Genomic DNA, 13,328 nt, shown 5'->3' with positions numbered 1-13,328 from the left:
GCTCGGGGAAAAGATTACTAGATGAACTAGTCATTCGCCAGCCTAGTGAAAACTTCAGGAATCGCGCCTACGCTCGAGTCATGACCGAGCTCACGCAGCCCACCGGGCACGAAGAGGCCCTGCGCGCCCTCCCCAGCGACGACGGATCGGCGCCGCGCGCACTGGTGCTCGGCGCCACCGGATACATCGGCGGACGGCTGACACCGCGGCTGCTGAACGCCGGGTACCGGGTGCGCGCGCTGGCACGCGACGCAGCCCGAGCGGCATCCTTCCCCTGGGGTGCCGAGTGCGAGATCGTCGAGGGTTCGGCCGACGATGCCGATGCCGTCGCCGAGGCCATGAAGGACGTCGACGTCGTCTACTACCTGATCCACTCGATGACCGCAGGCAAGGGATTCGAAGAGAGCGATGAGCGAGCGGCCACCACGGTGGCGGATGCCGCGGTGAAGGCCGGCGTCCGCCGCATCGTCTATCTCGGCGGCCTGCACCCCGACGAGGTGAAGCTGTCGCCGCACCTGCGCTCCCGCGTGCGGGTGGGCGAGATCTTCCTCGAATCGGGCGTGCCGACGCTGGTGCTGCAGGCGGGCGTCGTGATCGGCTCGGGTTCTGCGTCGTTCGAGATGATCCGTCACCTCACCGATGTGCTGCCGTACATGCCGGCGCCGAAGTGGGTGCGCAACCGCATCCAGCCGATCGCCGTGCGCGACGTGCTGCACTACCTGCTGGGTGCGGCGCGCGTCGACGACGAGGTGAATCGTGCGGTCGACATCGGCGGCCCCGACGTGCTGCGCTACGGGCAGATGATGAACGGCTATGCGCTCGAAGCGGGACTCCGTCAGCGTGCGATCGCCGCGCTGCCGGTGCTGACCCCCGGTCTCGCCTCGCACTGGGTGAACCTCGTGACGCCGGTTCCGCGGTCGATCGCCCGCCCACTCGTCGCGTCGCTGCAGAACGAGTGCATCGTGAAGGATCACGCGATCGACGAGCTGATTCCGCAGCCCGAAGACGGGTTGACCCCGTATCGCACGGCCGTCTCGCTCGCGCTGGGTCGCGACGCCGCCGACACCATCGAGACGAGCTGGAAGGATGCCGAGGTCTCGGGCGCCCCGAGCGATCCGCTGCCGAGCGACCCGGACTGGGCGGGCCGCACCGTCTTCACCGACACCCGCACGCTGCGCACTTCCGCGCCGGTCGACGGCCTGTGGCGAGTGATCATCGGCATCGGCGGGTCGAACGGCTGGTACTCGTCGAAGTTCCTCTGGGCTGTGCGCGGCTGGATGGACCGCCTCGTCGGCGGGGTGGGCCTCCGCCGCGGGCGACGCAGCAAGGTCGAGGCACGGGTCGGAGATGCCATCGACTTCTGGCGCGTCGAGGCCGTCGAAGAGCCGGGCCACGAGACCGACTCGTCGCCCGCGAGCGGTGGACTGCTGCGCCTGCGCGCCGAGATGAAGGTGCCGGGCGAGGCGTGGCTCGAACTGCGCGCGCTCCCCGACGGCGACGGATCACGCTACGAGCAGCGCGCCGTGTTCTTCCCCCGAGGACTCGCCGGCCGGCTGTACTGGCTCGGCGTGCTGCCGTTCCACGGCTTCATCTTCGCGGGCATGGCAGCGAAGATGACCGCGGCTGCGGCCGTGCCGGTCGAGACGGTCGCGGCGGATGCGGCATCCGCTTCCCGCTGACCCCCTGCCTGCTGCGCGACTCGCGACGCTGGTGCGGGGTCACTTTCGCATCCGAACTCGCGTGCGGGGTCACTTTCGCATCCAAAACGGACGATTCCGATGCGAAAGTGGCCCCGCACGGCCAGTCGGCGGTGTGAGGTCAGGAAGGGCGCTCGGCCAGTCCTGCGGCGTCTGATCCTGCATCCGTACCGGCACCTGCATCCGTGTCGGCACCGGCATCCGCTCCGGCATCCGATTCCGCAGACGTTCCGTCGGCGGCCGGGATGATGTCGATGGCCTCGGTCGCCGTCGCATAGACCTCGGCGAGGCTGTCGTCGACGTCGGCCTCGTCGATCCAGGCGAGGTCGTCTTCGGAGTGGTCGTATTCGACGGGCACGAGGGCGAAGTCGTCGCCGTACTCCTCGAGACCCGCCATGACGCTGTGGCGCACGGCCATGCGGGCATAACGGTCACGCAGGATCATCGGATCGCGCCGTAGGTCCTTCATGAATGCGACCATCATGAACGCCATGATCACCGCGAACGGCAGCGCCGCGACGATCGTGACATTCTGCAGAGACTTCAGACCGCTGCCCTCTTCGCCGGTGACGAGCAGCACCGCGGCGATGACTCCGACCAGCACACCCCACACGACCGCGACCCAGCGAGACGGCTCGGGGCGCCCCTGCTGCGAGAGCGTGCCCATCACGAGCGACGCCGAATCGGCACCGGTGACGAAGAAGATCGAGATCAGCAGAATCAGCACGATGCTCGTGATCAGCGGGAACGGCAGGTTGCCGAGCACGCCGAAGAGCACCTCCTCGGGCGGATCCACGGTGAGGTTCGCGCCGTCCATCTGCTGCTGGATCGCCGTCGTGCCGAAGATCGCGAACCAGACGAGCGAGATCACGGCGGGCACGACGATGACGACCGACACGAACTGGCGCAGCGTGCGGCCGCGCGAGATCTTGGCGATGAACATGCCGACGAACGGCGACCACGAGATCCACCACGCCCAGTAGAAGATCGTCCAGCTCGACAGGAACATCTGCGCCTCGTCGCCCTGGGACGCCGAACGGGCCACCATCTCGGGCAGGTCGCCGAGGAACTGCACGGCGACCGACGGGATGACGTTGAGGATCAGCAGCGTCGGGCCGACGAAGAAGACGAAGAAGGCGAGCAGCAGCGCGACGACCGCGTTGATGTTCGAGAGGGCGCGGATGCCCTTCGAGACCCCGGACACGGCGGATGCGATGAAGCAGGCCGTGAGCACCGCGATGGCGGCGATGAGGACGCCGTTGCCGAGCTCTCCGATCCCCGCCACGATCTCGACGCCGTGGCCGATCTGCAGCGCGCCGAGGCCCAAGGATGCGGCGGTGCCGAACAGGGTCACGATGATCGAGAAGATGTCGATCGTGCGACCGAGGGGTCCGGTCGTGCGGCCCTCACCCAGCAGCGGGGCGAAGATCGACGAGATCAGCGGGGTGCGGCCACGGCGGAACGCGCCATAGGCGATCGCGCCACCGACGAGGGCGTAGAACGCCCAGGCCTGCGGGCCCCAGTGGTAGAGCACCTGCGCCTGCGCGGTGTGCATGGCCTCGAGAGTGTCGGCCTCCACGGTGCCGGGCGGCGGGCTCTCGAAGAAGGTGAGCGGCTCAGCAGCACCCCAGAACACGAGGCCGATGCCCATGCCGGCGGCGAACAGCATCGAGATCCACGAGAACATCGAGAACTCGGGCTCTTCGTCGTCACGTCCGAGGGGGATGCGTCCGTAGCGGCTGAAGCCGATGAACAGCATGAACGCGAGGATGACGGTGGCGATCGTCGTGAAGAAGAAGCCGAAGTATTCGACCACCCAGCCGAGCACTGCCGCGGTCGTGCCGGAGAGGTTGTCGCCCGCGAACACCCCCCATGCGATGAAGGCGATGGTGAGCGAGACGGCGACGCCGAAGACGAGCGGGTCGGTGCGATACGTGCGCCCGGTCTCTTCGACCGAGACCCCGGGCACGAGCGCCGGGTGCACACCGCGCGGCGGCACTGCGGAGATGTCGCGGACGATCTTCTGAGCGGCTTCCGTCGCCTTCGCGGCTTGGCGGACTGCTGCGGTGTTGGTCTTCGGAGCGTCGGTCCGTGAGGTGGGTGTGTCGTCCGGAGTGTCCATGGGAACCAATTCTCCCATGCCGGCATTCTGCGGGCGACGCAGTCGGCTGAGACGAAACGTCGAGAGCCGTCTCAGCGCGCCCCTCGGCGCCCGCCGAACACCGAGTGCAGCAGCGGCAGCGCCGAGACGCAGATGAGGGTGATGCCGAGCGGGGGCAGAGTCGCGACCAGCAGCGCTCCACCGACGAGCATCGCGGCGAACAGCACCCCCGAACCGATGCGACGGGCGATGCCCTCGAGTCGGTCGAGGCGACGCTCGAGGGCAGACGTGTCGAACGTGACGTTGCCGTCGTCGACGCGGGTGATGATCGCGTCGATGCGCTTGGGCAGTCGATAGGTGACGGCGGCTGTCTCCATGGCCTGCTGCGCCATGTCCTGCATGAGGTTGCCCGACTCATCGCGCAGCAGCCGCGCGGCATACGGCTCGGCGGCATCCCACACGTTGAACGAGGGGTCGAGGCTCGAGCACATGCCCGAAGTCAGCGACACCGCGCGGATCAGCAGCAGCATGTTCTCGGGCAGCTGCAGCGGCAGCGAGCGCACCATGTCGCCGAACTCCTCGGCGAAGTCCGTGAACTCGCGAGGGTCGACCTTGCTCAGCTCGGCGAAGCCCATGCCACCGAAACGCGCGAACAGCGCCCGGAGCGCTCGCTCGAGTTCTGCGGTGTCGGCCGACGGCAGCAGCACGCCGATCTCCTGAGCCGCGGTGACGAGCCCGCGGCTGTCACGACCGGCCACCGCGATCAGCAGCGTGCGCAGGCCGGCGCGCAGATTGTCGGGCACCTCGGCCATCATCCCGAAGTCGATGAAGGTGAGGCGGAAGTTCCTGCCCGGCCCTGCGGTCCCTGACCCTGTCGAGGGCTCAGGCGTCACGAAGATGTTGCCGGGGTGCGGGTCGGCGTGCACGAAGCTGTGCGTGAACACTTGGTCGAACATCACCTCGGCGAACACATCGGCGACCTCCGACGGATCGATGCCCGCCGCCCGCAGCGCATCCGTGTCGTTGATCTTGATCGCCGTAACGTCAGAGAGAGAGAGCACGCGACGCGTCGAGCGCTCCCACACGATCTCGGGGGCGCTGACGCGCGGGTCTCCGGCGAAGTTCTCGCGGAAGCGCTCGGCGCTCGAGGCCTCGTGCAGGTAGTCGATCTCCTCGAGGCTGGTCTGCGCGAACTCCTCGACGAGACCGGGCGCGTCGACCCGGTCGCTGACGAGCCTGACGCGCATCGCCCACCGTGCCACACGGCGCAGGGCCGCGAGGTCGACCGCGACGATCTCGTCGATGCCGGGGCGCTGCACCTTGACGACCACGTCGTCGAGGCCGGTGTCGGCGGCATCCTGCGCTGACAGGCGAGCGCGGTGCGCTTGACCGAGGGATGCCGCGGCCACCGGATTCTCGTCGAACCATGAGTACGCCTGCTCGAGCGGCATGCCGAGTTCGGCCTCGGCGGCCGCGCGGATGCCGGAGAACGGCACCGCCGGAACCTCGTCCTGCAATCCCTCGAGCTCTTTCGTGATCTCGGGCGGCAGCACGTCGAGGCGCGACGACATGAACTGCCCGACCTTGATCATGAGCCCGCCGAGCTCGACCGCGAGCACGTGGAATCGCTTCGCGAAGCGCTGCATCCGCGGGGCGCGAGTGCGCTCGGCGATCGAGCTCATGCCGAAGCGCGGCAGGACGAGCTCGAACCACCAGACCTTTATGAACTCGCGCGCCGCGAACGACACGATGCGGCGGTACCGGGCACGATGGGCGCCCTGCGCCGCAGCATCCGTCATGTGTCGTCCCTGGGTCGTGTGCGATCAGTCCTGAGCGAGGATCGAGTACAGCCTACGGCGGGCCTCATCGAGGATCTCGACAGCCTGCTGCACCTGCTCGGTGCTGCCGCTGCGACCGACTGCTGCGGCCGCTGCCGCGAGGTCGACGCCGGACTTGGGCAGCGCGCTGTAGCGGGGGTTGTCGTGCGATCCCTCGCTCTTCGACTGCGACTCCCACGGGGCAGGGGTCTCGGTGTGCTCGGCGGCGACGGCACGGCCGGCCTCGGTGAGCGAGTAGGTCTTGCGACCGTGCTGCTCGTCGGCCTCGATGAGGCCCTCATCGGCGAGCAGCTGCAGCGTGGGGTAGACCGAGCCTGCGCTGGGCTTCCACGATCCACCACTGCGCTCGGCGATCTCGTTGATGATCTGGTAGCCGTGCATCGGCTTCTCGGCGAGCAGCGACAGCACCGCGGTGCGGACATCGCCCTTCGCCATGCGCGAGCCGCCGCTGGGGCGCTGCTCGAACGTCTTGCGGAGCTGCTCCATGGCATCGAAGATCGCGGATGCGGGTCCGCCGGGGCCCGCGCCGAAGCCGGATCCGCCGAACGGGTTCGAGGGGAATGCGTTGTTCATGATGACCTCCCGGAAGTGGTGAGCGATAGTCAACGATATATCGTTAAGGCTGAGTGTGGGGTGGGAATCCGCCGCCGGCGGCACGGCGCATTCCTGAAAGCAAGCCCCCTGCGCTCCATAGACCACGATGTTTGACTGCCGTCGATGTCGAATTCTCCAGCCGTTTCCTCTGCGTCCACTTCCGTCCGAGTGAGCGTGGTCGTCCCCGTGTTCCGACCGGGAGCGGCATTCGACGAGCTCATCGCCTCCCTCGACCGTCAGACACTCGACCACGCCCGGTTCGAGGTGCTGCTGTGCGACGACGGGTCAGGCGAGGAGACAGCGGCCCGATTGGTCGAGGTCGCGCGCGACCGCCCTTACATCCGCGTCGCGTATCTTCCCCACTCGGGGTGGCCGGGGACCCCGCGCAACCACGGCATCGACGACGCACGCGGCACGTACATCCAGTTCGTCGATCAGGACGACTGGCTGTATGACGGCGCTCTCGAAGCCCTGTGCGACTACGCCGACCGGCATGCATCTGATGTCGTGGTCGGCAAGGAGGTGGGCATCGGTCGACGGCTTCCGAGTCGCATCTTCCGGAAGGACATCCCGCACGCCCGCCTCGGCCATGATCCGCTGCTCGAGATGCTCACGCCGCACAAGATGTTCCGCACCTCATTCCTGCGCGAGAACCGCATCCGCTTCCCCGACGGCAAGGTGCGGCTCGAAGATCACCTGTTCGTGATGCGGGCATACTTCGAGGCGTCGACGATCTCGATCCTCGCGAGCCAGCCGTGCTACGCGTGGGTCAAGCACGCGGGCAGTGCGAGCTCGTCGCGGATCGAACCGGAGACGTACTTCCCGCACCTCGAGGCCGTTCTCGACCTGGTCGAGAGATACACCGAGCCCGGGCGACTGCGCGACAGGCTGCTGCGGCACTGGTTCCGCGGCAAGATCTTGAAGCGGGTGTCTGGAAAGAAGTACGCCGGGTATCCCGAGGAGTACCGCGCGCGCCTGCTCGATGTCGTGATCCCGCTCGCGCGACGACGCTTCGGCCCCGGTGTCGACGGGGGCCTGGCTTTTCCGAACCGCATCCGAGCAGCACTCCTCCGCGCCGATCGGCGTGCCGACCTGCTGACGTTCGCCCGATTCGAGGCCGAACTCACCTGCCGCGCGGTCGTGACCTCGGCGCGGTGGTCACGGGGCGGCGGGCTGTATCTGACCGTCGACGTCTCGATCACTCGCGACGGGCAGGACGCTCTCGTCTTCGAGCCCGGCACGGGCGTGATGACATCACTGCCCATCGCTATGGACGGCCTGCCGACCGGGGTCGTCGAAGCAGGGCGTGAGCTGCAGAACGATCATGTCGAGCTGCTGTGGCGCGACAAGGCCGCCGGGGTCGAGCGTCGAGTGGCGCGTCTGCATCCGAGGAGTCTCAGGGCGATCCCCGTCGCCATCGATCCACTGAAGGCGTTCCGGCCCGACGATCAGACGCGCGGCGCGAAGCTGTTCGTGACGGTGCGGCGCGCAGGCTGGACATTCGACGTCCCCCTCACCGCCGATGCGGAGACGCTCGCCGCCGCCGGACGCTCGCCGCTGCTCGCCGGCCGCACGTGCACGCCGGTCGTGGAGCGCGGCGGTTCTGTCGAGCTGCGTCGGCAGTGGCCCGGTGGGCGGCTCAAGGACCTGGCCGGACGCGCTGCGCGCCGCATGCGGAGCGGATCGCAGACGAAGTGACACTCAGCGCGGGAGCGTGAGGGTCTCGGCGCCTGCCTCGGTGATCGCGATCGTGTGCTCGGTGTGGGCCGTGCGGCAGCCGGTGGCGCTGCGAAGGGTCCAGCCGTCTTCGTCGGTGACCAGCACATCGGTGTCGGCCATGACCCACGGTTCGAGCGCGAGCAGCATGCCAGGGCGCAGCCTGTAGCCGCGGCCGGGGCGTCCGTCGTTCGCGACGTGCGGGTCCTGGTGCATCGTCGATCCGATGCCGTGTCCGCCGAATTCGAGGTTGATCGGATAGCCGGCGTCGCTGAGCACGGCGCCGATCGCGTGCGAGAGGTCGCCGATGCGGGCGCCCGGGCGGGCCACCGCGATTGCTGCGGCGAGTGCACGCTCGGTGGCGTCGATCATCGCGAGGTCTGCGGATGCTGCACTGTCGGTGGATCCGGCGCCGGCGCTGGTGCCGGATCCGCCGTCGGCTCCGGATCCGGCGCCGACGACGAAGCTGATGGCCGCATCGGCGGAGATCCCGCGCAGCGTGACGGCGAGGTCGAGGGTGAGCAGGTCGCCGTCCGCGAGCGCGTAGTCGTGCGGCATACCATGCAGCACGGCGTCGTTGACCGCCGTGCAGACGTAGTGACCGAAGGGCCCCCGCCCGAACGACGGGGCGTAGTCGACGTAGCAGGACACTGCGCCGGCATCCTCGATCAGCTGCTTGGTCCAGCGGTCGAGATCGAGCAGGTTCACTCCGACCGTCGCACGCTGCTTCAGCGAGTGCAGGATGCTGCCGACGAGCGCTCCGGCACTCCTCGCACGGGCGAGCTGGTCGTCGTCGAGGATTTCGATCATGGTTGTCTCCGCATCCGCATCCTGGCTGTTCCAATAACTATCCCGGTAATACTATCCCGGGATTAGAATGGGCACATGATGGTTCGGATGCCGCTGACCCCCGCCGAGGTCGAACGCGGAGAGCGTCTCGGCGCCCTGCTGCGACGAGCGCGCGGCGAGCGTTCGATGCTGACCGTCGCCCTCGACGCGGGCGTGTCGCCCGAGACCCTGCGCAAGATCGAATCCGGACGCGTCGCGACCCCTGCCTTCTCGACGATCGCCGCGATCGCCGGCGTGCTGCACCTCTCTCTCGATTCGGTCTGGGCCGAGATCGAGCCCCCGGCGCGCATGATCGGTCGCGCACAGGTCGCGTCCTGAGATGGCGCATGCGCTGATCACGGGCAGCTCTCGCGGCATCGGTCGCGCGGTCGCGCAGGTGCTCGCTCGACGAGGCGACCGGGTCGCGGTGCACTACGGCCGGGATCGAGTCGCCGCAGAGGAGACTCTCGCGTCGCTCGAGGGGCCGGGCCATGCACTCGTCGGCGGCGACCTGGGCGATCCCGTTGAGGCGCAGCGCGTGGTCGATGAGGCCGTCGCCGCCCTGGGCTCGCTCGACATCCTGGTGAACAACGCTGCGGTGGCACCGAGCGCGGCCAATGCGCATCGCGTCGATTCGACGTCGTACGCCGAGTGGCAGGCCGCGTGGTCTGCGATGGTGTCGGTCAACCTGCTCGGGGCGTCGAACGTGACGATGCTCGTGGCGCAGCACATGATCGAACGCGGATCCGGTGGGGCGATCGTCAACGTCGGGTCACGCGGAGCGTTCCGCGGCGAGGCCGATCACCCGGCATACGCCGCGACCAAGGCAGGGCTTCAGGCATTCGGCCAGTCGATGGCGCTGGTGCTCGCCCCGCACGGCATCTCGGTGACCTCCGTCGCTCCTGGCATGGTGGCGACGGAACGACAGTCGTCGAAACTCGAGAGCGAGCAGGGCGACAGCATCCGCGGGCAGAGCCCGTTCGGTCGCGTCGGCACTCCCGAAGAGGTGGCGGATGCCGTCGCGTACCTCACCTCACCCTCGGCCGTGTGGGCCTCGGGCACAGTGCTCGACCTCAACGGGGCGTCGTACTTCCGGTAGGCCTCTCGTGCCGCAGGCCCGCACACCCTCGGTCCCGTACACCCTCGGGCGCGCACACCCTCGGTCCCGCACACCCTCGGTCTCTCACCCCCTCAGGCCCGCACGCCGTGGGGAGGGGGACTCTCCTCGGGGAGGAGACTTCGCGCAAATCTCTCCTCCCGAGGAGCAGATCTCCTCCCGAGCGGCGAGCTCGCTCCGCGCCCACGGCCCGGCGTTCAGCCGCGCAGCACGTACGCCACGCGAGTCGATGTGCGCCTGCGAAGTCCGAACCCCGGGAACTCGGACTTCTCAGGTGCACATTGCCTTCGCAAGCGCGCGCCGGATGCCGGATGCCGCACGCCGGATGCCGGATGCCGGATGCCGGATGCCGGATGCCGGATGCCGGATGCCGCGGCCTACCGCCCCGCGAGCATCTCCTGCAACCGTTCGGCCTCGCCCTCGGCCATCCCGTAGCCGTGCTCGGGCCCCGGGTACACGCCCTCGCGCACCTCGCTCGCATACGCCGCGACCCCGGCCGCTGACACGCCCCGCACGTCGGCGTAGCGCTTGACGAACTTGGCGACCCCGCCGGCGTAGATGCCGAGCAGGTCGTGGAAGACGAGCACCTGGCCGTCGGCATCCGCTCCGGCTCCGATGCCGATCAGCGGGATGCGCAGCAGGGGCGCGAGCGCCGCAGTGACCTCCGACGGCACGGCCTCGATGACCAGCACCGAGACTCCGGCATCCTGCAGGGCGAGGGCGTCGTCGATCACGGCGAGTGCGGCGTCGGCGGTGCGCCCCTGGGCGCGATATCCGCCGAGCGAGGTGGCGGTCTGTGGGGTGAGTCCCACATGCCCGACGACGGGGATGCCGGCATTCACCAGCGCGCGAGCTCGTTCGACGGTGGTGCCGCCGCGTTCGATCTTGACCAGATCGACGCCCGCCTCTTTGATGAAGCGCTGCGCGGTCGCGATGGCGATCTCGTCAGATGCCTCGTACGAGCCGAAGGGCAGATCCCCGACGAGCAGCGGCGTGGAGAGTCCTCGCCGCACGGCCTTCGTGAGCATCAGCATCTCGTCGATGGTGACGGGCACGGTGCTGTCGTAGCCGAGCACCGTCATCGCGGCCGAGTCGCCGACGAGCACCATGTCGACACCGGCCTCCTCGACGATCTGCGCGCTCGGGAAGTCGTATGCGGTGACCATGACGATGGGGTCACCCGCATGCTTCTTCGCGTCGAGATCGCGCAGGGTGAGGCGCTTCGTCGGGGCGGCGTGGGCGCTCATGAGGCAGCCACCAGTTCACCGACGGCATCGTCGACGCGAACGATCGCGTTCGACCGATCGACATGCACGACGACGGGTTCGTAGTCGACGAGGTCTTCGGGCGAGTAGTCGGCATAGGAGATGACGATGATCGTGTCGCCGGTGTGCACGAGACGGGCGGTGGCGCCGTTGACCTGGATGACGCCCGACCCGCGCTCGCCGACCAGTGTGTAGGTCTCGAAGCGCGCGCCGTTGTCGACATCGACGATGTGCACCTGCTCGTGCGGCAGGATGTCGGCGGCCTCGAGCAGGTCGGGGTCGACGGTGATCGAGCCGACGTAGTGCAGGTCGCTGCCGGTGACCGTCGCGCGATGGATCTTCGACTTGAGCATGGTGCGTCGCATCAGGCGTCGCCCTTTCCGTCGGTGGCCGAGCTGGATTCGCGGGCCGAGCTGGATTCGCGGGCCGAGCTGGTCTCGGTGGTCGAGGAGGATTCGGCGGTCGAGCTGGACGCGATGGTCGAGGTGATCTCGGTGGCCGAGGTGGCTGTCAGCAGGAGGTTGTCGATGAGTCGCGCGGCGCCCACGCGGGCGGCGACGAGCAGCAGCGCGTCTCGTTCGACCGCCGTCACGAGCCGCAGTGTCTCGGCATCCCGGAGTTCCAGGTACTCGGCGTCTATCCCGGCCGCCGAGAGCACAGCGTGGGCGGCCGACAGGATGCCGTCGCGCTCCCCCGCTCGGTGCGCGGCATCCGCCGCGTCGAGGGCGCGGTTGAGCGCGGTCGCCCGCACGCGTGCATCCTCGTCGAGGTAGACGTTGCGCGAGCTCATGGCGAGCCCGTCGGATTCGCGCACGATGGGGCAGGCCACGATGCGCACGTCGAGGTCGAGGTCGCGCACGACCCGGCGGACGACGAGCACCTGCTGCGCATCCTTCTGGCCGAAGTAGGCGACGTCGGGCCGCACGATGCCGAACAGCTTGGCGACGACGGTGGCGACGCCGTCGAAGTGGTGGGATCCGCGGCTCGCGCCGTCGAGCACTTCGGTGATGCCCGCGACGTGGATGTTCGTGGCGAAGCCATCAGGGTAGATCTCGACCGCATCCGGTGCGAACAGGACGTCGACGCCCTCGGCCTCGGCGAGCGCTGAGTCGCGGGCCTCGCCACGCGGATAGGTGCTGAGGTCTTCGTTCGCGGCGAACTGGGTCGGATTGACGAACAGCGAGACGACGACCAGGTCGTTCCGCTCCCGTGCCGCCCGCATGAGCGAGAGGTGCCCCTCGTGGAACGCGCCCATCGTCGGCACGAGCCCGACGGTCCGGCCCGCTTCCTTGGCTTCGCGGACCGCGGCTCGCACCTCGGCGATCGTGCGGAGGATTCTCATGCCCGGGGCTCCTCGGTGGTGGCCGCGTGCTCGGCGGTCGTGTGGGTCGCGTCTGCGCGAGGCGCGCGGCCGGCGACCGCGCGGGTGGCAGCGGCGAGGGCGTCGAAGAGGTCTCGGTAGTCGGCGGATGCTGCGCGCTGCCGCGCCACGGTGGCCTCGTCACCGCGAGCGATCGGCCCGGTGAGAGCGGATGCGGCGCCACGCGCCACCCAGTTGTCGACCGTCTGGCGCACGAGCGGCGCGAGATGGGCGCGGTCGACTCCGGCATCCTTCGCGAGCTGCTCGGCCGCGTCGAGCACGGTGAGCACGAAGTTCGAGGCGAAGGAGGCGGCGGCGTGATACTCCGCACGGTGGGCGTCGTCGACGCGGAAAGGGTTCGCGCCGAGTGCCCGCGCGAGCGCTTCGGCCACCTCGAGCGCCTCGGGTGTGCGGCCATCGACCGCGGCGCCGATGCCACGGAACACCTCGGGGGTTTCCTTGCCGGTGAAGGTCTGCAGGGGGTGAAGGCTGAAGTCGACGTCGGCGAGCGGAGTCGCACCGGAGACATGGGCGAGGAGGCGCGCATGCGGCCGCGCGGCGAAGGCCACCGCCGCGATGGCCGAGTCCGGAACACAGAGCAGAGCGATATCAGCATCCGGCATCCGGTCGTCCCGACGGAGAGGCCCGAGGACGCCGAGACCCGCTGCGCGCAGCTCTCGTGCGAGTACGCCACCGAGACGGCCGGCGCCGACGATGGCGATGGTCGTGTCAGGTGTGAGAGCAGGGCTGCTGTGCATGTCGATTCCCCGGCCGAGACGTGCGGCGCGGATGGGATGAGTATCCGCCTGAGA

General features: G+C 68.8%; 12 protein-coding genes. 4 read left to right on the top strand and 8 right to left on the bottom strand.

What is annotated here, in order from left to right; translation table 11 throughout:
* Nucleotides 1-80 precede the first annotated feature (80 nt).
* The gene (locus tag ACIOU8_RS12795; protein ID WP_400790026.1) at nt 81-1,679 is read left to right on the top strand and encodes an SDR family oxidoreductase; all 1,599 of its coding nucleotides are present in this window, start codon (nt 81-83) and stop codon (nt 1,677-1,679) included.
* A gap of 139 nt (nt 1,680-1,818) precedes the next feature.
* Here the strand turns inward: ACIOU8_RS12795 and ACIOU8_RS12790 are convergent, their stop codons facing one another.
* From ACIOU8_RS12790 to ACIOU8_RS12780, 3 genes are all read right to left on the bottom strand, one after another.
* Complete coding sequence (locus ACIOU8_RS12790) at nt 1,819-3,819, bottom strand: BCCT family transporter (protein WP_400790023.1); 2,001 nt, start codon at nt 3,817-3,819, stop codon at nt 1,819-1,821.
* A 71-nt stretch (nt 3,820-3,890) separates the two neighbouring features.
* A complete protein-coding gene (locus ACIOU8_RS12785; RefSeq protein ID WP_400790020.1) occupies nt 3,891-5,597 on the bottom strand; it encodes an ABC1 kinase family protein in 1,707 nt (568 codons plus the stop codon).
* A 24-nt stretch (nt 5,598-5,621) separates the two neighbouring features.
* A complete protein-coding gene (locus ACIOU8_RS12780; protein WP_400790017.1) occupies nt 5,622-6,209 on the bottom strand; it encodes a PadR family transcriptional regulator in 588 nt (195 codons plus the stop codon).
* A 189-nt stretch (nt 6,210-6,398) separates the two neighbouring features.
* Between ACIOU8_RS12780 and ACIOU8_RS12775 the strand changes: the two genes are divergently transcribed.
* A complete protein-coding gene (locus ACIOU8_RS12775; protein WP_400790014.1) occupies nt 6,399-7,928 on the top strand; it encodes a glycosyltransferase family 2 protein in 1,530 nt (509 codons plus the stop codon).
* Between the two features lie 3 nt (nt 7,929-7,931).
* Here ACIOU8_RS12775 and map read toward each other — a convergent pair whose 3' ends face one another.
* A complete protein-coding gene (map, locus tag ACIOU8_RS12770) occupies nt 7,932-8,756 on the bottom strand; it encodes a type I methionyl aminopeptidase (RefSeq protein WP_400790011.1) in 825 nt (274 codons plus the stop codon).
* A gap of 78 nt (nt 8,757-8,834) precedes the next feature.
* Here map and ACIOU8_RS12765 point away from each other — a divergent pair, with 78 nt between their 5' ends.
* Both ACIOU8_RS12765 and ACIOU8_RS12760 read left to right on the top strand, forming a co-directional pair.
* Complete coding sequence (locus ACIOU8_RS12765; protein ID WP_400790121.1) at nt 8,835-9,113, top strand: helix-turn-helix domain-containing protein; 279 nt, start codon at nt 8,835-8,837, stop codon at nt 9,111-9,113.
* A 1-nt stretch (nt 9,114) separates the two neighbouring features.
* Complete coding sequence (locus ACIOU8_RS12760) at nt 9,115-9,873, top strand: SDR family NAD(P)-dependent oxidoreductase (protein ID WP_400790008.1); 759 nt, start codon at nt 9,115-9,117, stop codon at nt 9,871-9,873.
* Between the two features lie 395 nt (nt 9,874-10,268).
* Here the strand turns inward: ACIOU8_RS12760 and panB are convergent, their stop codons facing one another.
* From panB to ACIOU8_RS12740, 4 genes are read right to left on the bottom strand one after another with little or no spacing between them, the layout of a single operon-like run.
* Nucleotides 10,269-11,138 (bottom strand): 3-methyl-2-oxobutanoate hydroxymethyltransferase, encoded by an 870-nt coding sequence (gene panB, locus ACIOU8_RS12755; protein WP_400790005.1) that lies wholly within the window; start codon nt 11,136-11,138, stop codon nt 10,269-10,271.
* Nucleotides 11,135-11,521 carry an aspartate 1-decarboxylase gene (gene panD, locus ACIOU8_RS12750; protein WP_400790002.1) on the bottom strand — a complete coding sequence of 129 codons (387 nt, stop codon included), beginning with the start codon at nt 11,519-11,521 and terminating at the stop codon, nt 11,135-11,137. Before panD ends, panB begins: the two co-directional genes overlap by 4 nt.
* Nucleotides 11,521-12,498: a pantoate--beta-alanine ligase gene (panC, locus tag ACIOU8_RS12745; protein ID WP_400789999.1), complete on the bottom strand. Its 978-nt coding sequence runs from the start codon at nt 12,496-12,498 to the stop codon at nt 11,521-11,523. Before panC ends, panD begins: the two co-directional genes overlap by 1 nt.
* Complete coding sequence (locus ACIOU8_RS12740) at nt 12,495-13,274, bottom strand: DUF2520 domain-containing protein (RefSeq protein WP_400789997.1); 780 nt, start codon at nt 13,272-13,274, stop codon at nt 12,495-12,497. The genes panC and ACIOU8_RS12740 overlap by 4 nt, the downstream gene beginning before the upstream one ends.
* Nucleotides 13,275-13,328: the final 54 nt, after the last annotated feature.

It is taken from the genome of Microbacterium sp. NPDC087589 (assembly GCF_044743635.1).
Classification (GTDB): Bacteria; Actinomycetota; Actinomycetes; order Actinomycetales; family Microbacteriaceae; genus Microbacterium.
This window is presented reverse-complemented; position numbering and strand designations above follow the sequence as displayed.